The sequence below is a fragment of the Pseudomonas sp. HLS-6 genome, from assembly GCF_002753995.1.
GTDB classification, from domain to species: domain Bacteria; phylum Pseudomonadota; class Gammaproteobacteria; order Pseudomonadales; family Pseudomonadaceae; genus Aquipseudomonas; species Aquipseudomonas defluvii.
Window position 1 is genome coordinate 3,872,195 of the sequence record NZ_CP024478.1, and the last position, 22,332, is coordinate 3,894,526.

20 protein-coding genes are annotated in these 22,332 nt (G+C 60.5%); 7 read left to right on the top strand and 13 right to left on the bottom strand.

The annotated features are described in order from the left end of the window. Position 1: 1 nt before the first annotated feature. The 3 genes from CS390_RS18150 to CS390_RS18160 all read right to left on the bottom strand — a co-directional run bounded on the left by CS390_RS18150 (position 2) and on the right by CS390_RS18160 (position 1,884). Positions 2-940 carry a rhodanese-related sulfurtransferase gene (locus CS390_RS18150; protein WP_177442419.1) on the bottom strand — a complete coding sequence of 313 codons (939 nt, stop codon included), beginning with the start codon at positions 938-940 and terminating at the stop codon, positions 2-4. Positions 941-1,047: 107 nt separating this feature from the next. Continuing rightward, complete coding sequence (locus CS390_RS18155) at positions 1,048-1,347, bottom strand: BolA family transcriptional regulator (RefSeq protein WP_065760841.1); 300 nt, start codon at positions 1,345-1,347, stop codon at positions 1,048-1,050. Between the two features lie 12 nt (positions 1,348-1,359). Beyond that, entirely contained in the window at positions 1,360-1,884 is a 525-nt protein-coding gene (locus CS390_RS18160; protein WP_065760840.1) for a DUF2059 domain-containing protein, read from the bottom strand. A 155-nt stretch (positions 1,885-2,039) separates the two neighbouring features. Here CS390_RS18160 and CS390_RS18165 point away from each other — a divergent pair, with 155 nt between their 5' ends. After that, on the top strand, positions 2,040-3,434 hold the full coding sequence (locus CS390_RS18165; protein WP_099775524.1) for a class II fumarate hydratase: 1,395 nt from the start codon (positions 2,040-2,042) through the stop codon (positions 3,432-3,434). 1 nt (position 3,435) lies between these two features. On the opposite strand, the gene CS390_RS18170 is transcribed toward CS390_RS18165, so the two are convergent. Both CS390_RS18170 and pap read right to left on the bottom strand, forming a co-directional pair. Then, a complete protein-coding gene (locus CS390_RS18170; RefSeq protein ID WP_065760838.1) occupies positions 3,436-4,392 on the bottom strand; it encodes a DMT family transporter in 957 nt (318 codons plus the stop codon). Between the two features lie 1,525 nt (positions 4,393-5,917). Beyond that, complete coding sequence (gene pap, locus CS390_RS18175) at positions 5,918-7,411, bottom strand: polyphosphate:AMP phosphotransferase (protein WP_099775525.1); 1,494 nt, start codon at positions 7,409-7,411, stop codon at positions 5,918-5,920. 140 nt (positions 7,412-7,551) lie between these two features. Here pap and mnmC point away from each other — a divergent pair, with 140 nt between their 5' ends. Next, positions 7,552-9,555 carry a bifunctional tRNA (5-methylaminomethyl-2-thiouridine)(34)-methyltransferase MnmD/FAD-dependent 5-carboxymethylaminomethyl-2-thiouridine(34) oxidoreductase MnmC gene (gene mnmC, locus CS390_RS18180; RefSeq protein WP_099775526.1) on the top strand — a complete coding sequence of 668 codons (2,004 nt, stop codon included), beginning with the start codon at positions 7,552-7,554 and terminating at the stop codon, positions 9,553-9,555. A gap of 47 nt (positions 9,556-9,602) precedes the next feature. After that, entirely contained in the window at positions 9,603-9,830 is a 228-nt protein-coding gene (locus tag CS390_RS18185) for a YheU family protein (protein ID WP_065760398.1), read from the top strand. A 1-nt stretch (position 9,831) separates the two neighbouring features. Here CS390_RS18185 and csrA read toward each other — a convergent pair whose 3' ends face one another. From csrA to CS390_RS18215, 6 genes are all read right to left on the bottom strand, one after another. Beyond that, positions 9,832-10,020 carry a carbon storage regulator CsrA gene (gene csrA, locus CS390_RS18190; protein WP_065760399.1) on the bottom strand — a complete coding sequence of 63 codons (189 nt, stop codon included), beginning with the start codon at positions 10,018-10,020 and terminating at the stop codon, positions 9,832-9,834. A gap of 135 nt (positions 10,021-10,155) precedes the next feature. Beyond that, complete coding sequence (locus CS390_RS18195) at positions 10,156-10,488, bottom strand: YnfA family protein (protein ID WP_065760400.1); 333 nt, start codon at positions 10,486-10,488, stop codon at positions 10,156-10,158. 55 nt (positions 10,489-10,543) lie between these two features. Then, the gene (locus CS390_RS18200) at positions 10,544-11,359 is read right to left on the bottom strand and encodes an SDR family oxidoreductase (protein WP_065760401.1); all 816 of its coding nucleotides are present in this window, start codon (positions 11,357-11,359) and stop codon (positions 10,544-10,546) included. Positions 11,360-11,583: 224 nt separating this feature from the next. Then, positions 11,584-13,242, bottom strand: a complete 1,659-nt coding sequence (locus CS390_RS18205; protein WP_065760402.1) for a cation acetate symporter — start codon at positions 13,240-13,242, stop codon at positions 11,584-11,586. Beyond that, positions 13,239-13,550: a DUF485 domain-containing protein gene (locus tag CS390_RS18210; RefSeq protein WP_065760403.1), complete on the bottom strand. Its 312-nt coding sequence runs from the start codon at positions 13,548-13,550 to the stop codon at positions 13,239-13,241. Before CS390_RS18210 ends, CS390_RS18205 begins: the two co-directional genes overlap by 4 nt. Positions 13,551-13,741: 191 nt before the next feature. Beyond that, entirely contained in the window at positions 13,742-14,590 is an 849-nt protein-coding gene (locus CS390_RS18215) for a glycine betaine ABC transporter substrate-binding protein (protein WP_099775527.1), read from the bottom strand. A 333-nt stretch (positions 14,591-14,923) separates the two neighbouring features. Here CS390_RS18215 and CS390_RS18220 point away from each other — a divergent pair, with 333 nt between their 5' ends. Further along, entirely contained in the window at positions 14,924-16,474 is a 1,551-nt protein-coding gene (locus tag CS390_RS18220; protein ID WP_099775528.1) for a beta (1-6) glucans synthase, read from the top strand. Between the two features lie 378 nt (positions 16,475-16,852). Then, a protein-coding gene (locus CS390_RS18225; protein ID WP_256587516.1) for an IS3 family transposase occupies positions 16,853-17,988 on the top strand; the annotation gives its coding sequence in 2 pieces (ribosomal slippage) (positions 16,853-17,102 and positions 17,102-17,988; 1,137 coding nt in all). Positions 17,989-18,492: 504 nt separating this feature from the next. Here the strand turns inward: CS390_RS18225 and CS390_RS18230 are convergent. Beyond that, positions 18,493-18,864, bottom strand: coding sequence for a hypothetical protein (locus tag CS390_RS18230; protein WP_065760406.1), 372 nt, complete (start codon positions 18,862-18,864; stop codon positions 18,493-18,495). A gap of 236 nt (positions 18,865-19,100) precedes the next feature. Between CS390_RS18230 and CS390_RS18235 the strand changes: the two genes are divergently transcribed. Together CS390_RS18235 and CS390_RS18240 are read left to right on the top strand one after the other, a co-directional pair. Further along, positions 19,101-20,399, top strand: a complete 1,299-nt coding sequence (locus CS390_RS18235) for a serine/threonine protein kinase (protein ID WP_099775529.1) — start codon at positions 19,101-19,103, stop codon at positions 20,397-20,399. After that, the gene (locus tag CS390_RS18240; protein ID WP_099775530.1) at positions 20,392-21,177 is read left to right on the top strand and encodes a VacJ family lipoprotein; all 786 of its coding nucleotides are present in this window, start codon (positions 20,392-20,394) and stop codon (positions 21,175-21,177) included. The genes CS390_RS18235 and CS390_RS18240 overlap by 8 nt, the downstream gene beginning before the upstream one ends. Here CS390_RS18240 and CS390_RS18245 read toward each other — a convergent pair whose 3' ends face one another. Further along, positions 21,178-22,329, bottom strand: coding sequence for a patatin-like phospholipase family protein (locus CS390_RS18245; RefSeq protein WP_099775531.1), 1,152 nt, complete (start codon positions 22,327-22,329; stop codon positions 21,178-21,180). It lies immediately after the preceding gene. Positions 22,330-22,332: the final 3 nt, after the last annotated feature.

Below are 22,332 nucleotides of genomic sequence, written 5' to 3' on the forward strand. Positions count from 1 at the left end.
ATCAAACCTCGGCAGCTTTGCGGTAATTATGGCCAATCGGGTGCGGCTGGTTGCGGGCCTTGGCCAGTTCGATCTGCTTCTGCCGGTCGATGGCGCTGCGGCGCGTCTTCTCGCTCAGGCTGTCCCAGCAGTGCGGGCAGCTGATACCTGGCGAGTAGTGCTCCGAAGCACGGTCTTCCACACTGATCGGCGTGCGGCAGGCGTGGCACTGGTCATAATCGCCTTCGCTCAGGTCATGACGAACGGTGACCCGGTTGTCGAAGACGAAGCACTCGCCCTCCCAGCGGCTCTCTTCCTGCGGCACTTCCTCAAGGTATTTGAGGATGCCACCCTTGAGATGATAGACCTCTTCGAACCCCTCGCCGAGCATGTAGCTGGAGGCTTTTTCACAGCGAATGCCGCCGGTGCAGAACATGGCGACTTTCTTGTGACGGCTTGGGTCGAAGTTGGCCTTGATGTACTCGGGAAACTCACGGAAGGTCGTGGTTTTCGGGTCGATCGCCCCTTCAAAGGTGCCGATGGACACTTCGTAATCGTTACGGGTATCGATCAACAGCACTTCCGGATCGCTGATCAGTGCGTTCCAGTCCTTGGGCTCGACGTAGGTACCGACCTTCTTGTTCGGGTCGACGCCCGGCACACCCAGGGTGACGATCTCTTTCTTCAGTTTGACCTTGGTGCGGTAGAACGGCTGTTCATCGCAGTAGGACTCTTTGTGGTCGATGTCTACCAGGCGCGCATCGCTGCGCAACCAGGCCAGCAGGCCATCGATGCCTTCACGGGTACCGGACACCGTACCGTTGATGCCTTCTTCAGCCAGCAACAGGGTGCCTTTGACGCCATTGGCGGTCATCGTTTCGAGCAGCGGTTCACGCAGCTCGACGTAATCTTCGAGGGTAACGAATTTGTACAGCGCCGCCACGACGATAGCTTGGGTCATGCCTTGATTCTCCAGGTGGCTGTCCTCGCAAAGGACGAACCGGGTGTCAAAAAAAACGCGCCGACGAGCGGCGCGTTGCACATTCTAACAAAAACCCGGCAGCAAAATCAGTGTTTGCTACCACCGGCACAGGTTGGCGAGGCCGGGGCTGCACCGACCTTTTCCCACTCCTGCGGCGTGTAGGTATGCAAGGCCAAGGCGTGGAACTGGCTCATCAACTCGCCCAGGGTGGCGTACACCTTCTGGTGGCGCTTGACGCTGTTCAGCCCCTCGAACTGCTCACTGACCAAAATCGCCTTGTAGTGGGTTTCCTGGCCACGGCTATGCATGTGGCTTTCGTCACGCACTTCAAGGTGCTGCGGGGCCAGGGCGGCCAGGCTTTGCTCAATTCGTTGCTGCATCGACATGACGGGCTCCGCTTACGGCTTCTTGGCCGGCGCGGCCTTGCCCGCGGACGGGTCCAGTTCGGTGGTCATGTCAGACAGCAGCTTGTTGACCACCGGTACTGCGCTTTCCAGTTTCTGCTGGGTCAACTGAGCCGACTGCTGGGTGACCATCGGCATTTTTTCCAGGACTTTCTTGCCCAGTGGCGACTCGTAGAACTTCACCAGGTCTTTCAGCTCGCTTTCGCTGAAGGTGCTGGTGTAGAGCTTAACCATATCGGGCTTGAGCTTGTTCCAGCCGATCGCCTGGTCAAGGGCGGCATTGGCCTTGGCCTGGTAGCTGTCCAGCACAGCCTTTTTCGAAGCAGGTGCCTTGGTCTGTTCAAAGCGCTGGGCGAACATCTGCTGCACTTGCATGTAGACCGGGGTTCCGAGCTTGTCGGCGTGCGCCAGCTTAAGGAAGGCTTCGGCGCTGGCATTGTGGCTGGCAGTATCGGCAAGCACCTGGCCGCTGGCACAAACCAGTACAACTGCGGTGCAAAGGGCGCGAAGACGGGTCATCGGAAATCCTTAATTGTCGGAAGAGGTGGCACCTCAGAGTAGAGCATTCTGCGCCGACTCGGGCTGAGCGCTCAAGTGGATCGACACGTAAAGAAACCGCCGTGTCGAATCAGGACCTAAACTGCGGAATCAGACGACAAAGGAGTGACCGCAGCATGAGCCGTAACGAGACAGACAGCCTGGGAACGGTCGAAGTTCCGGATCAGGCCTACTGGGGCGCCCAGACGCAGCGCTCGCTGATCAACTTCGCAATTGGCAAGGAACGGATGCCGCTGGCTGTCCTGCACGCCCTGGCGCTGATCAAGAAGGCGGCCGCCCGGGTCAACGTGCGTAACGGCAACCTGCCAGCCGACGTTGCCCGGCTGATTGAACAAGCCGCTGACGAGGTACTGGCCGGGCAGCACGATGAGCAGTTTCCGCTGATGGTCTGGCAGACCGGTAGCGGCACCCAGAGCAACATGAACGTCAACGAGGTGATAGCCGGCCGCGCCAACGAACTTGCCGGCCAGGGCCGAGGGGGGAAAGCGCCGGTCCACCCCAACGACCACGTCAACCGCTCGCAGAGCTCCAACGACTGTTTCCCCACCGCCATGCACATCGCCGTAGCACAGGCAGTACACGTGCGACTACTGCCGGCAATCAGCGAACTGGCTGCGGGCCTGGCAGAACAGTCGGTGCGTCATCAGCACCTGGTCAAGACCGGACGCACCCACATGATGGACGCCACACCGATTACCTTCGGCCAGGAACTGTCGGCCTATGTCGCCCAGCTCGACTACGCACAACGAGCAATCCGCTCGGCACTGCCGGCAGTCTACGAGCTGGCACAGGGTGGCACGGCAGTCGGTACCGGCCTGAACGCGCCGAAAGGCTTTGCCGAAGCCATCGCCGCAGAGCTTGCGGCCCTGGCCGGGCTGCCCTTCGTCAGCGCACCGAACAAATTCGCCGCGCTGGCCGGGCATGAACCACTGACGCTCCTGGCCGGGGCGCTGAAAACCCTGGCGATCACCCTGATGAAACTGGCCAACGATTTGCGCTTGCTCAGCTCCGGCCCGCGCACCGGGCTGGCGGAAGTGCGATTGCCGGCCAACGAGCCGGGCAGCTCGATCATGCCCGGCAAGGTCAACCCGACCCAATGCGAGGCGCTGTCGATGCTCGCCTGCCAGGTGCTGGGCAACGACGCCGCGATCGGCTTTGCCGCCAGCCAGGGGCACCTTCAGCTCAACGTGTTCAAGCCGGTGATCATCCATAACCTGCTGCAGTCGATCGAACTGCTGGCCGACGGCTGCCATAACTTCCAGCAGCACTGTATTGCCGGGCTTGAGCCGGATCCTCAGCAGATGGCCGACCACCTGGAACGTGGGCTGATGCTGGTGACGGCGCTGAACCCGCACATCGGCTACGACAAAGCCGCCGAGATTGCCAAAAAGGCCTATGCCGAAGGCAGTACCTTGCGCGAGGCCGCACTGGCGCTGGGCTATGTCAGCGACCAGCAGTTCGACCAATGGGTACGGCCCGAACACATGCTCGATGCGGGCGACAACGGCTGAGTCAGCGTGCCAGGCGCACGCGCCTGGCACGCCAACCGGCAATCAGTGACGGCCCCAGCGCAATCAGCACCGAGCCAAGCACCACGATCACGGCACCGATGTACGCCAGGCCATTGATCTGCTCGGGTTGTACATAACCTGGCCAGAGCATGGCCGCCAGGGCAACACAGCCGAACGTCACCAGCGGGGTGATCGCCAGGGTCGCACTGACCCGCGATGCTTCCCAGTGGGCCAACGCTTCAGCAAAGGCACCGTAGGCTACCAGCGTGTTCAGGCAACAGGCCAACAGCAACCAGCCTTGCAACGGGCTCAGTTGCAGCGCCTCCAATGGGTGCGCCCACGGCGTCAGGATCAAGGCACAGATCAGGTAGATCACCATCATCACCTGTGGCGAGCTCCACACGGTGAGTAATTGCTTCTGGCCCAAGGCATAGAACGTCCACACCGCAGCGGCCAGCAGGATAATCAGAATGCCCTTGGTGTAGGTCCCCAAGGAGGTCAGCAGTTCGTCCAGGCGCTGATTGAAGAACAACCCGAAGCCCAGCAGCAGAATGACCAGGCCGATCCCCTGCCCCAGGCTGAAACGTTCCTTGAAAACCACAACACTACTGATCAACAGTAGCACCGGCCCCATCTGGATCATCAGTTGCGCCGTGCCGGGGCTGAGTATGTTCAGACCGATCAGGTAGAGCACATAGTTGCCGACCAGCCCGCCTACGCAGAGCAACAGCAGAAAACGCCCGTTTCTCCCCAGGGCACGCACGGACGGCAGACGCCGCGTGGCGCCAAGAAAGGCCAGCAGCAGGCCACCAGAAACCAGCAGGCGGAACCAGGTGACAGTGACCGGGTCCATCACCAGCAACACCTGCTTGAGCTTGATCGGAAGGATGCCCCAGAGCACGGCCGTCAACAACGCCAGGAACAGACCGTAGACCCAGCGTCCGGAAGAAATATGCATGACCGCCTCGAAAAACCCTGTGGTGGGGGGAGGCTTGATTCTACGGCGGTCACCGCAACTTACACAGTTACAGATATAGAAAAGAATTCAGCATCTCATTCCATGAAAGCCTGCAAGTGTTACGCGGGCTCTGTTGGAGCTGGCTTGCCTGCGATGGTGTCGGTGGGGTGTCAGTGAGTTCGCGGCGTTTGTATCGCGGGCAAGCCCGGCGCCTACAGGTTACGAGGGCTCTGTTGGAGCTGGCTTGCCTGCGATGGCCTCGGTGGGGTGTCAGTGGGTTCGCGCCGTTTGTATCGCGGGCAAGCCCGGCTCCTACAGGTTACGTGGGCTCTGTTGAAGCTGGCTTGCCTGCGATGGCGTCGGTGGGGTGTCCGTGAGTTCGCGGCGTTTGTATCGCGGGCAAGCCCGGCTCCTACAGGTTACGCGGGCTCTGTTGGAGCTGACTTGCCTGCGATGGCGTCGGTGGGGTGTCCGTGAGTTCGCGGTGGCTGCATCGCGGGCAAGCCCGGCTCCTACAGGTTACGCGGGCTCTGTTGGAGCTGACTTGCCTGCGATGGCGTCGGTGGGGTGTCCGTGAGTTCGCGGTGGCTGCATCGCGGGCAAGCCCGGCTCCTACAGGTTACGTGGGCTCTGTTGGAGCTGGCTTGCCTGCGATGGCGTCGGTGCGGTGTCAGCGAGTACGCGGCGTTTGTATCGCGGGCAAGCCCGGCGCCTACAGGTTACGAGGGCTCTGTTGGAGCTGGCTTGCCTGCGATGGCGTCGGTGGGGTATCCGTGAGTTCGCGGTGGCTGCATCGCGGGCAAGCCCGGCTCCTACAGGCTGCGCGGGCTCTGTTGGAGCTGGCTTGCCTGCGATGGCGTCGGTGGGGTGTCAGTGGGTTCGCGGCGTTTGCATCGCGGGCAAGCCCGGCTCCTACAGGTTACGTGGGCTCTGTTGGAGCTGGCTTGCCTGCGATGGCGTCGGTGGGGTGTCCGTGAGTTCGCGGCGTTTGTATCGCGGGCAAGCCCGGCTCCTACAGCTGGTGCAGTTCTATTAGAGCAGGTGGGGTGTCAGTGGGTTCGCGGTGTTTGTATCGCGGGCAAGCCCGGCTCCTACAGGTTACGCGGGCTCTGTTGGAGCTGGCTGGCCTGCGATGGCGTCGGTGGGGTGTCAGTGGGTTCGCGGTGTTTGCATCGCGGGCAAGCCCGGCTCCTACAGGCTGCGCGGGCTCTGTTGGAGCTGGCTTGCCTGCGATGGCGTCGGTGGGGTGTCAGTGGGTTCGCGGTGTTTGCATCGCGGGCAAGCCCGGCTCCTACAGGTTACGTGGGCTCTGTTGGAGCTGGCTGGCCTGCGATGGCGTCGGTGGGGTGTCAGTGGGTTCGCGGTGTTTGTATCGCGGGCAAGCCCGGCTCCTACAGGTTGCGCGGGCTCTGTTGGAGCTGGCTTGCCTGCGATGGAGTCGGTGGGGTGTCAGTGGGTTCGCGGCGTTTGTATCGCGGGCAAGCCCGGCGCCTACAGGCTGCACGGGCTGCGATGGCGTTGGTGGCTATTTCTTGTTGTTCTTGAACGCCGCTTCCAGCGCTTCGTTGATGGTGCGCAGCACTTTTACCCGGGCCCAGCGTTTGTCATTGGCTTCGACCAGGGTCCAGGGCGCAATTTCGGTGCTGGTACGGTCAACCATATCGCCCACCGCTTCGGCGTATTGCGGCCACTTGTCACGGTTGCGCCAGTCCTCTTCGGTGATTTTGAAGCGCTTGAAGGGGATCTGTTCGCGCGCCTGGAAGCGCTCCAGTTGGGTCTGCTGGTCAATCGCCATCCAGAACTTGACCAGCACCACGCCAGCGTTGTTCAACTGTTCTTCAAAATCATTGATCTCGCCATAGGCCCGCATCCAGTCTGCCTGCTGGCAAAACCCCTCGACTCGCTCCACCAGCACCCGGCCGTACCAGGAGCGATCGAACACGGTGAATTTGCCGCGCCCCGGGACGTGCCGCCAGAATCGCCAGAGGTAAGGCTGGGCACGTTCTTCTTCGGTCGGGGCGGCAACCGGCACGATACGGTATTGACGCGGGTCCAGTGCTGCGGCCACGCGGCGGATCGCACCGCCCTTGCCCGCCGCGTCGTTCCCTTCGAACACGGCCAGCAAGGCATGGCGGCGCATGCGTTTATCACGCAGCAGCCCGGCCAGGCGTGCCTGCTCGGTAATCAGTTGCTCCTGGTATTCGTCCTTGCTCAGTTGCTTGCTCAAATCCAGGCTGCCCAACAAGCTGCGCTGATCAATGCTCTGGCTCAACGGCGCGATGTTACTCGCACGAACCACGCGCCCTTCGGTCTTCAGCGCGTTCTGCAAGCCTTCAAGCAGAATGCGCCCGACTGCCAGGCTTCGGTAATAGGGGTCGACACCCTCGATGACATGCCATGGCGCATAGTCTCGGCTGGTACGGCGCAACACCCGCTCACCAAAACGCACGAAGCGGTCATAGGTCTGTGACTGTTGCCAGTCCAGCGGGCTGATCCGCCAACTGTGCAGCGGGTCGTCCTGCAGGGACTTGAGGCGGGCTTTCATCTGTTTTTTGGACAGGTGAAACCAGAACTTGAAGATCAGCGCACCTTCATCACAGAGCATCCGCTCCAGACGCTCGGCCCCCCCAATGCCCTGGTCGAGCACGGCGTCCTTGAATTCACCATGAACCCGCCCCTGCAGCATCTGGCTGTACCAGTTGCCGAAGAAAATCCCCATCCGCCCCTTGGCCGGCAAAGCCCGCCAGTAGCGCCAGGCCGGTGGATGGGCGAGCTCTTCATCGCTTTGCTGATCGAAGGTACGGACCTCAATCAACCGAGGGTCCATCCATTCGTTAAGCAGCTTGACCGTCTCGCCCTTGCCTGCACCTTCGACGCCATTGATCAATACAATGACCGGAAACCGTGCCTGCTGCTTGAGTTCGAACTGCGCTTCAAGCAACGCTTCTCGCAACGCCGGGACTTCAGCGTCATAGGTGTCCTTGTCGATGGCGTGACCGATTTCAGCAGATTCGAACATGTACCAGGCTCCCTTGGTTGATAAGCAAGCCTAGCGGATCAGCGCGGCTTTTGTCGGCAGAAAAATCAGTACCATGCGCCAAGTCAAACAGCGTTCAACCGATCGGCTAAAATGCCGGTCTTGCCGTTTTCGAGCCGAACATGACCGACGTAACCAACTATGCCCAGATTGACTGGGACGACCAGGGACGCCCGCATTCGCGGCAGTACGATGACGTCTATTTTTCCAAGGAACAGGGCCTTGAAGAAACCCGTCATGTGTTCATTGAGCAGAACAACCTGCGTCAGCGTTTCAGCGCCCTGCAGGACAACCAGTGCCTGGTGATCGGCGAAACCGGTTTTGGTACCGGGATGAACTTTCTTTGCGCCTGGCAGTTGTTCGCCGAATGCGCCGGCCTTGGTGCTCGCCTGCATTTCGTGACGGTCGAGAAATACCCCCTGAGCCGCGCCGATCTGGCCAAGGCCTTGGCCCTGTGGCCGGAGCTGGCAGATTTCGGCAATGCCCTGTTGGCCGAGTATGTGGCGGTGCATGAAGGCTTCCAGCAGTTTGTCTTCGAGCAGGGTCGGGTCACGCTGACCTTGATGGTGGGCGATGCGCTGGAACAGTTACCGCAACTCGATGCCCGGGTCGACGCCTGGTTCCTCGATGGTTTTGCCCCGGCGAAAAACCCGGAAATGTGGACCCCGGAGCTGTTCGCTCAGTTGGCCCGGCTCTCGGCCGAACAGGCCACACTCGGCACTTTTACCAGCACCGGCTGGGTTCGTCGCGGGTTGATGGCTGCCGGTTTCGCGCTGAAAAAGATCCCCGGCATCGGCAAGAAGTGGGAAATCGTGCGCGGCGTCTATGAAGGTTGCCCACCCGAGCAGGCTGCCCCGGCAACTGTCGCGCCCTGGTACGCCCGCCCGCCTGCCCTGCCGGGCCCACGCCAGGCGCTGGTGATTGGCGCCGGCCTGGCTGGCTGTGCGACGGCCGCAAGCCTGGCGGCACGGGGCTGGCAGGTCAGCCTGCTGGATCGCCATGCGCAACCGGCCAGCGAGGCCTCGGGCAACCCGCAAGGTGTGCTCTACCTGAAGCTCTCAGCCCACGGCACCGCCCTGTCGCGGTTGATCATCAGCGGCTTCGGTTACACCCGACGCTTGCTGGAACAACTGCAGCGCGGCCGTGATTGGGACGCCTGCGGTGTGCTGCAGTTAGCCTTCGACGACAAGGAAGATCAGCGCCAGGCCAAACTGGCCGAGGCTTTCGACCCGACATTGCTGCAACGCCTGAACCGTGCCGACGCCGAAACCGTGGCGGGCATCGGCCTGGCCAGTGGCGGCCTGTTCTACCCTGAAGGTGGCTGGGTTCACCCGCCGGCGCTGTGCGCCTGGCAGGCCAAGCATCCGAACATCCGCCTGTTGATGCATCACCAGGTACTGGAACTGCGCAAGGCCGATGGCCAGTGGCAGGCCTGGGAGGGCGAGCGCCTGTTGGCCAGTGCGCCGCTCGCGGTGTTGGCCTGCGCGGCGGAGATCCATCGGTTTGACGGCTGCAGTGAACTGCCGCTCAAGCGCATTCGCGGGCAAATCACCCGCCTGCCGGCCACTGGGCAGAGTTCAACCTTGAGCACCGTGGTCTGCGCCGAGGGTTACGTTGCCCCACCGCGCCTGGGTGAACACACCCTCGGCGCCAGTTTCGACTTCACCGCCACCGAGCTGACGCCGACCGCCGCCGAGCACCAAGGCAACCTGGCGTTGCTACAAGAGATCTCCGCCGACCTGGCGATGCGCCTGGGCGCCGATCATCTCGATCCCGAGGTGCTGGAAGGCAGGGCCGCGTTCCGCTGTACCAGCCCGGACTACCTGCCAATCGTTGGCCCGCTGGCTGATCAAAAAGCGTTCGCTCAGGCCTTTGCGGTGCTGGCCAAAGACGCCCGGCAACAACCGAGCACGCCCTGCCCTTGGCTTGAGGGCTTGTACATCAACAGCGGTCATGGCTCGCGCGGGTTGATCACCGCACCGCTTTCAGGCGAGCTGGTTGCTGCCTGGGCTGACGGTGCACCGCTGCCACTGCCCCGTGCAGTCGCCGAAGCCTGCCATCCGAACCGCTTCATGCTGCGTGAACTGGTTCGCGGCAAGCGCAGACAGGGCGAAGCCAGCCAGTAACGATTCGCGTAGGATGTGGGCACTCTTAACTACGTCCAAGTCCTTTTATGCTGATTCCTTACGACCAACTGGAAGCTGAGACCCTGACCCGCCTGATCGAGGATTTCGTCACCCGCGACGGTACCGACAACGGTGACGAAACCCCGCTCGAAACCCGTGTACTGCGGGTTCGCCAAGCGCTGCTCAAAGGTCAGGCCTTTATCCTCTTCGACCTGGAAAGCCAACAGTGCCAGTTGCTGCCCAAGCACGAAGTCCCTCGGGAACTGCTGGACTGAATCAGTCCGTGCTCATCTTCTTGCCGGCCTGCTCGACAATACGCCGGTAGATTTCCGCCCTGTGCACCTCGATATGCCGTGGAGCGCTGATACCGAAACGTACGGTACCGCCTTCCACGGACAACACTTCGATCCTGATCTGACCATCAATGGCGATCACCTCACCTACCTCACGTCCGATAACCAGCATCGCTTTTTCCTCCAACTTTTGGCGAATCTGGAGACTGCTGCATGGGCAAGGTGCCATCAATGCTGCGAGCGGGATTTAGACAGTTCCCACCGCAATTTCAGATTTTCCCTACAAATAAACTTAAAAAAGAGGCTTTCAGGCGTTGTGAAAACGCGGCCCCAATACAATGAGGGTGGCGCCCAGCACACACAGCAGCGCGCCCATCCAGTCCGTGCTCAACGGCCTGGCGCGTTCGATGACTGCCAGCCAGATCAACGAGGTGACGATGTAAATACCGCCATAAGCCGCGTATGCCCGACCGGCATAGGCCGCCTCGACCCGGGTCAGGATCAGCCCAAACAGGGTCAGGCTGAACAACGCTGGCGCGATCCACCACGCGCTCTTGCCCAGTCGTAGCCAGAGATAGAAGGCATAACAACCGCCAATCTCGAAGACTGCAGCGAGGAAGAACCAGAAGTAATTGATCACGCCAGGGCACCTTGGGTTGTTCAGCAAAGGCGCCCAGAATACCTGAGGCGAACGCTCAAGCCTGCGTCGAGCGAGCCTTGCCGCACATTTTCTCGGCCATTGTGGCCATCTCGTCATACAGCGCCTGAGGGTTTTGCTGCTTGAGTTGCCAGGCCTGGCGACCTTGTTCGTGAGGGAGGATCATGAATTCGCCTTGCGCGACGCGCTGGAAGATATAGTCGGCGATGTCACTCGCCGTAATCGGCGAGCTTTCCAGCAACTTGCCCACTTGCGCTTTCATTGCTGGCGTCGGGCCACGGAACGAGTCCAGCAGATTGGTCTGGAAGTACGAGGGGCACACCACGTGCACAGCGACCTCCTGTTGGCGCAACTCCACCAGCAGGCTTTCCGACAGGGCCACCACGCCCGCCTTGGCCACGTTGTAGTTACTCATGGCAGGGGCCTGCATCAAGGCCGCCATGGAGGCAATATTGATGATCCGCCCCTTGCTGCGGGTCAGCAGGGGCAAGAACGCCTTGCAGCCCTTGACCACGCCCATCAGGTTGATTGCCAGTTGCCAATCCCAGTCCTCCAGCGACAACTCGGCGAAAAAGCCGCCAGAGGCAACGCCGGCATTGTTGACGACGACATCAACGCCACCGAAATGCTCTTCGCAGGCCTGCGCCAATGCTGTCAGCTGGCTGTAGTCGCGCACGTCGCAGCGCTGGGTAAAGCCTGTTCCACCGGCCTCACGCACCAGGGCCAGGGTGTCCCGCAAGCCGGCCTCATTGACATCGGCAAGTGCCAGTTGCCAGCCCTCACGCGCCCAACGCAACGCAATTTCCCGGCCCAGCCCCGATCCGGCGCCAGTGATCATCATGCGGTTTTGCATAGACGGATGCCTCGTTCAACCATGGATACGTTCGGCGAGTGTAGCGAAGGCATGGGCCGGCCCCATCCTTCATCAGGTTGCTGAATGGCGCAGGCTAAATGAACGGCGTGACCTGAAAGCACCGTAGGGCTGGAGACTTGAAACCAGCACCTGCGACGCAAAAGCCCCAAAAAAAATGCCAGTCAATCGACTGGCATTTTTCTGTGGCTTAACCGCTCAGCGTCTTAGTGCGATACCGCACCGCTGGCGCCCAGGCCGGTTTGCGAACGAACGAACTGCGGGTAGAACAGTGCACGTTCTTCATCAGCTGCTTTGGACTTGTCGGTGATCGAGAAGAACCAGATACCGACGAAGGCAATCAGCATCGAGAACAGCGCTGGATACTCGTACGGGTAGATGGCTTTCTCGTGACCGAGGATCTGTACCCAAATGGTTGGGCCGAGAACCATCAGGCCTACTGCACTGACCAGGCCCATCCAGCCGCCGATCATGGCGCCACGGGTAGTCAGTTTCTTCCAGTACATCGACAGCAGCAGTACCGGGAAGTTGCAGCTGGCAGCGATGGAGAACGCCAGGCCTACCATGAACGCGATGTTCTGCTTCTCGAACAGGATGCCCAGGAAGATTGCCAGTACCGCCAGAGCGATCGTGGTGATCTTCGAAACGCGGATCTCGTCCTTCTCGTTGGCGCGACCTTTACGGAACACGCTGGCATACAGGTCGTGGGACACTGCCGAGGCACCGGCCAGGGTCAGGCCTGCAACCACAGCCAGGATGGTCGCGAACGCCACCGCCGAGATGAAGCCGAGGAAGATGCTGCCGCCCACCGCTTTGGCCAGGTGGATAGCTGCCATGTTGTTACCGCCCAACAGCGCGCCAGCCGCGTCCTTGAAGTCCGGGTTGGTGCTGACCAGCAGGATCGCGCCGAAGCCGATGATGAAGGTCAGGATGTAGAAGTAGCCGATGAAGCCCGTTGCATACAGCACGCTCTTACGCGCTTCCTTGGCGTCGCTCACAGTGAAGAAGCGCATCAGGATGTGCGGCAGGCCAGCGGTACCGAACATCAGTGCCAGGCCCAGCGAGAACGCCGAGATCGGATCTTTCACGAGGCCACCCGGGCTCATGATCGCTTCACCTTTAGGGTGAACGCTGATCGACTCGGAGAACAGCATGTTGAAGTCGAAGTTGACGTGTTTCATGACCATCAGTGCCATGAAGCTCGCACCGGACAGCAGCAGTACAGCCTTGATGATCTGTACCCAGGTGGTCGCCAGCATGCCGCCGAACAACACGTACAGCGCCATCAGGATGCCCACCAGGATCACCGCAACGTGGTAGTCCAGGCCGAACAGCAGTTGGATCAGTTTACCTGCACCCACCATCTGAGCGATCAGATAGAACGCTACCACCACCAGCGAGCCGGAGGCCGACAGGGTGCGGATTTCCTTCTGCTTCAGGCGATAGGAAGCGACGTCGGCAAAGGTGTATTTGCCCAGGTTGCGCAACCGCTCGGCGATCAGGAACAGAATGATTGGCCAGCCGACCAGGAAGCCGATCGAGTAGATCAGGCCATCGTAGCCAGAGGTGTACACCAGTGCGGAAATACCCAGGAAGGACGCCGCGGACATGTAGTCACCGGCGATTGCCAGACCGTTCTGGAAGCCCGTGATACGACCACCCGCAGCATAGTAATCCGCTGCCGAGTTGTTGCGCTTGGATGCCCAGTAGGTAATGCATAGGGTGGCGCCAACGAAAACCACGAACATCGCAATGGCAGAAATGTTCAGGGGTTGTTTGTGGACCTCACCGGTCAGGGCTTCTCCCGCCCAGACGGCCGGCGCGAAAACGCCGAAGGCCAGTGTTGCCAGTAAACGCCGGATCATTGCTGAGCCTCCTTGAGAATCGCGTTGTTCAGGTCGTCGAACTCACCGTTCGCGCGACGTACGTAGATCCCAGTGAGAATGAAGGCCGCCACAATAATGCCGACACCCACAGGAATGCCCCACGTAATCGAACTCTCAGGGCTGATCTTGGTGCCCAGAATCTGGGGACCATAAGCGATAAGCAGGATGAAGCCAGTGTAAAGCCCAAGCATGATCGCCGATAGAATCATGGCGAACCGCTCCCGTTTCGAAACCAGCTCCTTGAACCGCGGGCTGTTTTGTATCGAGAGGTAAATGCTGTCGTTCATTGTTTTTGTCCTCGCAGCACAGAGTAGAAAGAACTCACCGCTACTTTATGCTGCCTTGGGACTCACTCCAGACGACCTTAGTCTTAGATGTAAAACTCTTTTGCAGTTTCTGTAACAGCCAGAAATGCAAAGGGCTGCATGATCGCAACGATTCATGCAGCCCTGGAGCCCCGAAAAAAGGCTTGAAGCCGTTACTTGGCAGTCCACTCCGCGACGCGCTCAGGGTGCTTGGCAACCCAATCCTTGGCGGCGGCCTCAGGCTTGGCGCCCTCCTGAATCGCAAGCATGACCTCGCCGATTTCGTCTTTCGACTGCCAGGAGAACTTTTTCAGGAACGTGGCGATTTCTGGCGCCTTGGTCGCCAGTTCTTTGCTGCCAATGCTGTTGACGGTTTCAGCAGCGCCGTACACCCCTTTTGGGTCTTCAAGGAAGCGCAGTTTCCACTTGGCGAACATCCAGTGCGGTACCCAGCCAGTGACCGCAATCGACTGCTGCTTGGCATAGGCACGCCCCAGCTCAGCCGTCATCGCCGCACCAGAACTGGCTTGCAGCTTGTAGCCGGTCAGGTCGTAGTCCTTGATCGCTTGATCGGTCTTGAGCATCACGCCGGAGCCGGCATCGATACCTACAATCTTTTTCTTGAAGCTGTCGTCAGTCTTCAAATCGGCCAGCGAAACAGCCTTGACGTACTCCGGCACGATCAGGCCGATCTTGGCGTCCTTGAAGTTAGGGCCGTAATCGACCACGTTGTCTTTGTTTTTGCTCCAGTACTCGCCGTGAGTGACCGGCAGCCAGGCGGAGAGCATGGCGTCCAGTTTGCCGGTGGCGACGCCTTGCCACATGATGCCGGTCGCAACGGGCATCAGCTTGACCTCATAGCCGAGTTTTTCCTTGATCACTTGTGCCGCGACAAACGTCGTCGCGACGCTGTCCGACCAGCCATCGACGTAGCCGATGCTCACTTCCTTGGCCATCGCCTGCGTGGCGCCCATTGCCAGTACCAGGGCGGAGGCCGCCCCCAGGAGTCGTCGCATTTTCATCAAAGCTTCCCCTCGTTACTTCACGGAAAGTGCAGCGCCCGACGATGGTCGAGCATCGTCACGTTATTTTGGTGCATGGCGCCCCCGTCACGCCCACTTACCAGGACAGCCGAAGCATCAGCGGAGTACTGATGCAAGGCATCATCAACCGACACGTCTCGGGAACCTGCTCTGTCAGCGACCTCAAGACACCGAGAAACGACATCATCAGGCCAGCAGGCCGGGGCGTGGTTCGAACGGCTGCCGGTTATGCCCAAACTTTGCATGCCAAGGCTTTAGCGGGCGGCGTTTGCGGGTACTATTGGCGGCTTTGTTACCAGACGGCGTCGATTAATGTCCTCCTCCGCCCGCTTTCCCGTGCTGCCTTACCTGCTCGCCTGCCTGCTCGGCCTGTTCGCCCTTGCCGGGCTTTGGTACGGGCTGGGGAAACCGGTGGTACTGCCCGATGCGGCCAGTGCCACGCACAAACTCCAATGCGCGTCCTATACGCCGTTCGATAAAGACCAGTCCCCGTTCGACCAGCCTTTCCAACTGCGCCCGGCGCGCATGGATGCCGACCTGGCATTGCTGGCCAAGCGTTTCGAGTGCATTCGCACCTACTCAATGACCGGTCTCGAGGCGATCCCTGAGCTGGCACGCAAGCACGGCCTTAAGGTAATGCTGGGTGCCTGGATCAACAGCAACCCGGCAGACACTGAGAAGGAAATCCAGGCACTGATTGCCTCGGCCAATGCCAACAAGGACGTCGTTCGAGCGGTGATCGTCGGCAATGAGGCGCTGTTGCGCAAGGAAGTGACGGGCCCGCAACTGGCCGGCCTGATCGCCCGGGTGAAAAGCCAGGTCAGCGTGCCGGTGACCTATGCCGATGTCTGGGAGTTCTGGTTGAAACATCCTGAGATTGCCCCAGAGGTGGACTTTCTGACCATCCACCTGCTGCCCTACTGGGAAGACGATCCGAAGCGAATCGACGACGCCCTCGCCCACGTCGGCGAGATCCGCCAGGTGTTCGGCAACCGCTTCGCGCCCAAGGATATCCTGATCGGTGAAACCGGCTGGCCCAGCGAAGGTCGCCAGCGCGAAACCGCCCTGCCCAGCCGGGTCAACGAGGCACGCTTCATTCGTGGTTTCGTGGCCATGGCCGAGCAGCAAGGCTGGCATTACAACCTGATAGAAGCCTTTGACCAGCCGTGGAAACGCGCCAGCGAAGGTGCCGTCGGCGGTTACTGGGGGCTATATGACGCAGACCGTCAGGACAAGGGCGTGCTTGAAGGGCCGGTGTCGAACCTGCCGCTCTGGCCGCAGTGGCTGGGCTTCGGTGGCGTACTGTTCCTGATCACGCTGTGGCTTGCCGGCCCCGTGCGCGGCACCCGCTCGGCCTTGCTGCTGCCGTTGCTGGCAGCAACCGGTGCCGCCAGCATCGGGCTGTGGGGAGAGCTTGCGCGAATCAACAGCCGGTTTGCCGGTGAGTGGTTGTGGGCGGGCCTGTTGGTCGGCTTGAACCTGCTGGTGCTGGCCCATGCGGCCCTGGCACTGGCGACACGTCAAGGTTGGCGTGATCGCGCCTTCAACTGGCTGGAGGCCCGGGCGGGATGGTGGCTGGTGGCGGCAGGCTTTGCCGCAGCGGTAAGCATGCTGGCGTTGGTGTTTGACCCGCGTTACCGCAGTTTTCCAAGCGCGGCATTGGTGTTGCCAGCACTGGTCTATGCCCTGCGGCCGGTACGTGCGCCACGGGCGGAGGTCGGTGTGCTGACGTTTATCATCGGGGCCGGTATCGCGCCGCAACTGTTCCGTGAGGGCCTGGGCAACCAGCAAGCATGGATCTGGGCGGCGGTCAGTGTGGTGATGGTGGTGGGATTGTGGCGGAGTTTGAGGGTGCGTCAGTAACGTACAGACGCTACCACAGCTGGTGCGGGCGCTGTTGAAGCAGGTTTGCCTGCGATGGCGTCGGTGGGGTGTCAGCGAGTAAGCGGTGTTTGCATCGCGGGCAAGCCCGGCTCCTACAGGCTGCGCGGGTTCTGTTGGAGCTGGCTTGCCTGCGATGGCGTCGGTGGGGTGTCCTTGAGTTCGCGGCGTTTGCATCGCGGGCAAGCCCGGCTCCTACAGGCTGGCGCGGGCTCTGTTGGAGCTGGCTTGCCTGCGATGGCGTCGGTGGGGTGTCCTTGAGTTCGCGGCGTTTGCATCGCGGGCAAGCCTGAACTGGCCTAATGATTTTGGACACTTTGATCGGGCGCTATGATGGCGCCCATATCAGAGGATGTTCCGATGCGAAATTCTTATTCGAACGAGTTCAAGCTTGAAGCGGCCAGCATGGTTCTGGACAACGACCAGTCCGTGCCCGAAGTCTGTGCCAGCTTGGGTATTGGTCCCACCGCGTTACGCCGTTGGGTTGAACAGCTTCGCAAAGAGCGGATGGGCGTGACGCCTGTTAATGCCAAGGCAATCACTCCCGAGCAGAAGGAAATTCAGGCGCTCAAGGCACTGCTCAAGCAAAAGGACCGGGATATCGAAATACTAAAAAAGGCCAGTGCTCTCCTGCTTTTGGACGCCAAAGATCATTCCCGCTGATCGATGAGCTGGGCGAGCGTTATGGCATAGCAGACTGCTGTTGGGTGTTCGAAATCAATCGCAGCAGTTTCTATGCTTGGCGTAAACGGCAGGGAAAGACCGACCCGCATCGTGAAGCGCTCAAGGTAGCTTTGATCAAGCTGCACAAGGCCTCACGAGGTTCTGCCGGTGCCAGAACTTTGGCCCGCGAGCTGCAAAACAAAGGTCATCAAGTCGGCCGCTTCATGACCGCGAACTTGATGAAGGAGGCGCAGGTTGTGAGCCGTCAACGGCGACGACATCGTTACCGCTCGACAGGTGTGGAGGCGCTGGTGGCCCCACACGAGCTTAAGCGCCATTTTGATGTGGGGGCGATTAACCAGGTCTGGTGCGGAGATGTGACATATATCCAGATCGGTAAACGCTGGCTGTATTTCGCAGCGGTCTTGGACTTGTTTGCTAGACGTATCGTCGGTTGGGCGTTTTCCCTGATCGCTGACGCTACGCTAGCGAGCAAGGCGCTTCGCATGGCAGCGGAACTGAGAGGGAAACCAACTGGTGTGATGTTTCATTCAGATCAAGGCTGCCAGTACACCAGTCATAAATTCAGGGAAGAGCTGGCTAGATTTGGGATCAGGCAGAGCATGAGCCGTAAAGGTGAGTGTTGGGACAATGCACCTGTGGAACGTTTCTTCGGAAGCCTGAAATCTGAGTGGGTACCTGAAGGCGGTTACGACTCAGAATTAGAGGCAATGGCTGACCTGCAGCGCTATGTGCTGCGTTACAACAACGTCAGGCTCCACAGCTACAACGACTATCTGTCGCCTGTAGCCATGGAGAAACTGGCGGCGTGAAACCTAAAGCGGTGTCCACTTTTACTTGACCAGTTCAGCCCGGCTCCTACAGGTTACGCGGGCTCTGTTGGGGCAGGCTTGCCTGCGATGGCGTCGGTGGGGTGTCCGTGAGTTCGCGGTGGCTGCATCGCGGGCAAGCCCGGCTCCTACAGGCTGCGCGGGTTCTGTTGGAGCTGGCTTGCCTGCGATGGCGTCGGTGGGGTGTCCTTGAGTTCGCGGCGTTTGCATCGCGGGCAAGACCCGCTCCTACAGCTTGCGCGGGCGCTGTTGGAGCTGGCTTGCCTGCGATGGCGTCGGTGGGGTGTCCTTGAGTTCACGGCGTTTGCATCGCGGGCAAGACCCGCTCCTACAGCTTGCGCGGGCTCTGTTGGAGCTGGCTTGCCTGCGATGGCGTCGGTGGGGTGACCGTGAGTTCGCGGTGGCTGCATCGCGGGCAAGCCCGGCTCCTACAGGTTACGCGGGCTCTGTTGGAGCTGGCTTGCCTGCGATAGGCTCAACACGGTCTCAGGGGGTACGCGGCGCCTGCCTAACCAGGCGCAACGCCGCCAGCACCACGGCAAACACGGCCATACTGGCGGTGTACAAGACCAAGGCCGGAATCCCGAACAGTAATGCCAACACCGCCATACGCCAGCCGGCACGCCCCGGGATCAGCATCGCCAGCAGTGCCAGGCCCAACGCCGTCCAGGCCAGTACACGCCAGTGGATCATCAAACCCAACGTCGAACGCACCTGACACGACCAGGTCGTCGCCTGCTCCAGGCACAGGCCAACCCACTGTGGGTCTTCCATCAACACGTAACGCACCCCGTAGCTTGCGGCCAGCCACAACGGCAGCAAAACCAGCAAAGCGACAAACGGTAACAAGCGGGGCATGCGCAACTCCAAAATTCTGAAAATCGGCACCCAGCATAATCGTCCAAACGGTCTATGCAAGGCGAAAGCGCCAGCCCGGGCTACTTTACCCCTATGACCAATCAAACCTGTTGTTGCAGCAACAGATACCGCAACGGCACTATCGGCTGCGATGAATGCAACACCGCTTGGCAACTTTGCCAGCCTCAGGGTTGTCCTAACCTGCGCATTTCGCTTGTATTTTCCGGGGACTCGTCATGCTTCGATCACTGCACCTTGCCACTTTGTTGGGTGGCCTCCTGCTGAGTGCGTGCGCCTTGGCGGCCGATATCGATGCCGCCAGCTACGGTTACCCACTGACCAATCCCTTTGAAGCGACTATCGCCTCGACCCCGCCCGAGCTGCGCCCGGAGCTGCCCAGTGATGAGGATATCCGTCAGTCCGATTACAGCCTGAATCTCAGGCCTGAGCGGGCGTTCAGCCTGCCCGACAATTTTTGGCCCGTGAAAAAACTGCGCTATCGAATGGCCCGTCAGGACCACCCCGCACCGCTGATTTTCCTCATTGCCGGCACCGGTGCGCCTTACAACAGCAGCCTCAACGAGTACCTGAAGAAGCTCTACTACAAGGCCGGTTACCATGTGGTGCAGTTGTCGTCGCCCACGAGTTTCGACTTCATGACCTCGGCTTCGCGCTTCGCCACCCCCGGGGTTTCCAAGGACGACGCCGAAGACATGTACCGGGTGATGCAAGCAGTAAGGGCTCAGCACTCACATTTGCCCATTACCGACTTCTACCTCACCGGCTACAGCCTCGGCGCCCTGGATGCGGCGTTTGTCAGTCATCTGGATGAAACCCGACGCAGTTTCAACTTCAAGCGCGTACTGCTGCTCAACCCACCCGTGAACCTCTATACCTCCGTCAGTAACCTCGACAAGTTGGTGCAGACGCAGGTCAAGGGCATCAACAACAGCACCACGTTCTACGAGCTGGTGCTGGGCAAGCTGACCCGTTACTTCCAGCAAAAGGGCTACATCGACCTCAACGATGCCTTGCTTTACGACTTCCAGCAGTCGCGCCAGCATTTGTCCAACGAGCAGATGGCCATGGTGATTGGTACCTCGTTCCGCTTTTCCGCGGCCGATATTGCCTTCACTTCGGACCTGATCAACCGCCGCGGCCTGATCACCCCGCCCAAGTACCCGATCACCGAAGGCAGTAGCCTGACGCCCTTCTTCAAGCGCGCCCTGCAGTGTGACTTCGACTGCTACCTGACTGAGCAGGTTATCCCGATGTGGCGTGCCCGTACCGACGGTGGCAGCCTGCTGCAACTGATCGATCAGGTCAGCCTGTATGCCTTGAAGGACTACCTCAAGGGCAGCTCGAAAATCGCCGTGATGCACAACGCCGACGACGTGATCCTCGGCCCCGGCGATATCGGTTTTCTGCGTAGCACCTTTGGTGACCGCCTGACGCTTTACCCACATGGAGGCCATTGCGGCAACATCAATTACCGCGTCAACAGCGACGCCATGCTGGAGTTTTTCCGTGGTTAAAAAACTTCTATTCCTATCGGCGCTGTTCACCGCAGGCCTGGCCCAGGCCGACGGCCCTTCGAACCAGACGCGTACGGCGGACGCGGATGGTTTTACCCAGCCGCTCAAGACCCTGAAGTTCAACCCAGGCCTGGACCAGCGCGAATTTGAGCGTTCGACGCTCACCGCCCTGAACGTCTACGACCCATGGGAGTCCTGGAATCGCCGGGTGTACCACTTCAACTACCGCTTCGATCAGTGGGTGTTCCTGCCCGTGGTCAACGGCTATCAGGCGATTACGCCGGGCTTCGTCCGTAGCGGCGTAAGCAACTTCTTCAGCAACCTGGGCGATGTACCTAACCTGTTCAACAGCCTGTTGCAGCTCAAGGGCAAGCGCTCGATGGAGGTCACCGCACGCCTGTTGCTGAACACCACGATTGGGGTCGCAGGGTTGTGGGATCCGGCCACCAAAATGGGCCTTCCGCACCAAAGCGAAGACTTCGGCCAGACACTGGGCTTCTATGGTGTGCCCGAAGGCCCCTACCTGATGCTACCGATCCTCGGGCCGTCCAACCTGCGTGATACCGGCGGACTGGTGGTGGACTATAGCGGCGAGACGCAGCTCAACTTCCTCAACGTTGCCGAGGTCAGCAGCAATCACCCGGAACTGGTCGTACTACGCGCGGTCGACAAGCGCTACACCACCAGCTTCCGCTATGGCCAGACGAACTCGCCATTCGAATATGAGAAGGTGCGCTACGTCTACACGGCAGCACGGCAACTGCAGATCAATGAGTGATCAGAGCCCGAGAAACCGGCTGAGCTGCGAACGCTTGGCCAGGGCATCGCGCCGCCCCAGTTCAATCAGCTCACTGCAGTAGCTGGCCTCGAACAGCAGGTAGCTGAGCACTCCGGCGCCGCTGGTCCTGGTCGCCCCCGGCCCACGCAGGAACAGGCGCAAAGCCGCTGGCAACTCGCGCCGGTGACGGGCTGCGATTTCATCCAGCGGCTGGCTGGGCGCGACCACCAGCACTTCCACTGGCGTCAACCCCAAGTGCTTGGGGCGTCGCTCGGACGGCAACAGGTGGCTCAGGTGGTTAAGCCGCTGCAGTAACTCCAGGTCGTCTTCCAGGCTGTCAATGAAGGTACTGTTGAGCATGTGCCCGCCAATTTGCGCCAAGCTCGGGTGCTGGCCTCTGAAGCTGCGCTGATGCGGGTGAGGTACCGATGGCTGCTGGGGGTTACCACTGACCCCGACCACCAGTACCCGGTTCGCGCCCAGGTGCAGCGCCGGGCTGATCGGCGCCGACTGGCGCACCGCACCATCACCATAGAACTCCTGGCCCAGCATGACCGGCGCAAAAAGCAAGGGGATCGCCGAGCTGGCCAGCAGGTGCTCAATGGTCAAGCGCGTGGGCATGCCGATGCGTCGGTGGCGCAACCAAGGGTCGATAGCACCACGCCCCTGATAGAAGGTCACGGCCTGCCCCGACTCGTAACCGAAGGCGGTCACCGCCACGGCGTGCAGGTGTTTTTGCTCAATCGCCGTGGTAATGCCATTCAGGTTCAAATGCGTATTGAGTAGACCGCGCAACGGGGAGCTGTCAAGCAACGCAACCGGTACTGGCCTGCCCAGCCCCAACAGGCTGTGAAAGACAAAGCGCGCGGCCTGGCGCACCACGCCTGGCCAATCACTGCGCAGCACCTGACTGCTGCGAAAGCCTTGCCAAAGCTCGGTGAGCCGGTGAATCGTCTCGGAAAACTGCATGGCGCCGCTGGCCAGGGTTACGGCATTGATGGCGCCGGCCGAGGTACCGACAATCACCGGGAAGGGATTGGCGGCACCCGCTGGCAACAGATCGGCAATCCCGGCCAACACCCCGACTTGATAAGCGGCACGGGCACCGCCGCCGGAAAGGATCAGACCGGTGACCGGTTCTGCTGCTGCCATGCT

What these genes read in the sequence shown, in the direction of transcription:
- CS390_RS18150 (WP_177442419.1), bottom strand. Translation starts at nt 940, where the DNA reads ATGACCCAAGCTATCGTCGTGGCGGCGCTGTACAAATTCGTTACCCTC.
- CS390_RS18155 (WP_065760841.1), bottom strand. Translation starts at nt 1,347, where the DNA reads ATGTCGATGCAGCAACGAATTGAGCAAAGCCTGGCCGCCCTGGCCCCG.
- CS390_RS18160 (WP_065760840.1), bottom strand. Translation starts at nt 1,884, where the DNA reads ATGACCCGTCTTCGCGCCCTTTGCACCGCAGTTGTACTGGTTTGTGCC.
- CS390_RS18165 (WP_099775524.1), top strand. Translation starts at nt 2,040, where the DNA reads ATGAGCCGTAACGAGACAGACAGCCTGGGAACGGTCGAAGTTCCGGAT.
- CS390_RS18170 (WP_065760838.1), bottom strand. Translation starts at nt 4,392, where the DNA reads ATGCATATTTCTTCCGGACGCTGGGTCTACGGTCTGTTCCTGGCGTTG.
- pap (WP_099775525.1), bottom strand. Translation starts at nt 7,411, where the DNA reads ATGTTCGAATCTGCTGAAATCGGTCACGCCATCGACAAGGACACCTAT.
- mnmC (WP_099775526.1), top strand. Translation starts at nt 7,552, where the DNA reads ATGACCGACGTAACCAACTATGCCCAGATTGACTGGGACGACCAGGGA.
- CS390_RS18185 (WP_065760398.1), top strand. Translation starts at nt 9,603, where the DNA reads ATGCTGATTCCTTACGACCAACTGGAAGCTGAGACCCTGACCCGCCTG.
- csrA (WP_065760399.1), bottom strand. Translation starts at nt 10,020, where the DNA reads ATGCTGGTTATCGGACGTGAGGTAGGTGAGGTGATCGCCATTGATGGT.
- CS390_RS18200 (WP_065760401.1), bottom strand. Translation starts at nt 11,359, where the DNA reads ATGCAAAACCGCATGATGATCACTGGCGCCGGATCGGGGCTGGGCCGG.
- CS390_RS18205 (WP_065760402.1), bottom strand. Translation starts at nt 13,242, where the DNA reads ATGATCCGGCGTTTACTGGCAACACTGGCCTTCGGCGTTTTCGCGCCG.
- CS390_RS18210 (WP_065760403.1), bottom strand. Translation starts at nt 13,550, where the DNA reads ATGAACGACAGCATTTACCTCTCGATACAAAACAGCCCGCGGTTCAAG.
- CS390_RS18215 (WP_099775527.1), bottom strand. Translation starts at nt 14,590, where the DNA reads ATGAAAATGCGACGACTCCTGGGGGCGGCCTCCGCCCTGGTACTGGCA.
- CS390_RS18220 (WP_099775528.1), top strand. Translation starts at nt 14,924, where the DNA reads ATGTCCTCCTCCGCCCGCTTTCCCGTGCTGCCTTACCTGCTCGCCTGC.
- CS390_RS18230 (WP_065760406.1), bottom strand. Translation starts at nt 18,864, where the DNA reads ATGCCCCGCTTGTTACCGTTTGTCGCTTTGCTGGTTTTGCTGCCGTTG.
- CS390_RS18235 (WP_099775529.1), top strand. Translation starts at nt 19,101, where the DNA reads ATGCTTCGATCACTGCACCTTGCCACTTTGTTGGGTGGCCTCCTGCTG.
- CS390_RS18245 (WP_099775531.1), bottom strand. Translation starts at nt 22,329, where the DNA reads ATGGCAGCAGCAGAACCGGTCACCGGTCTGATCCTTTCCGGCGGCGGT.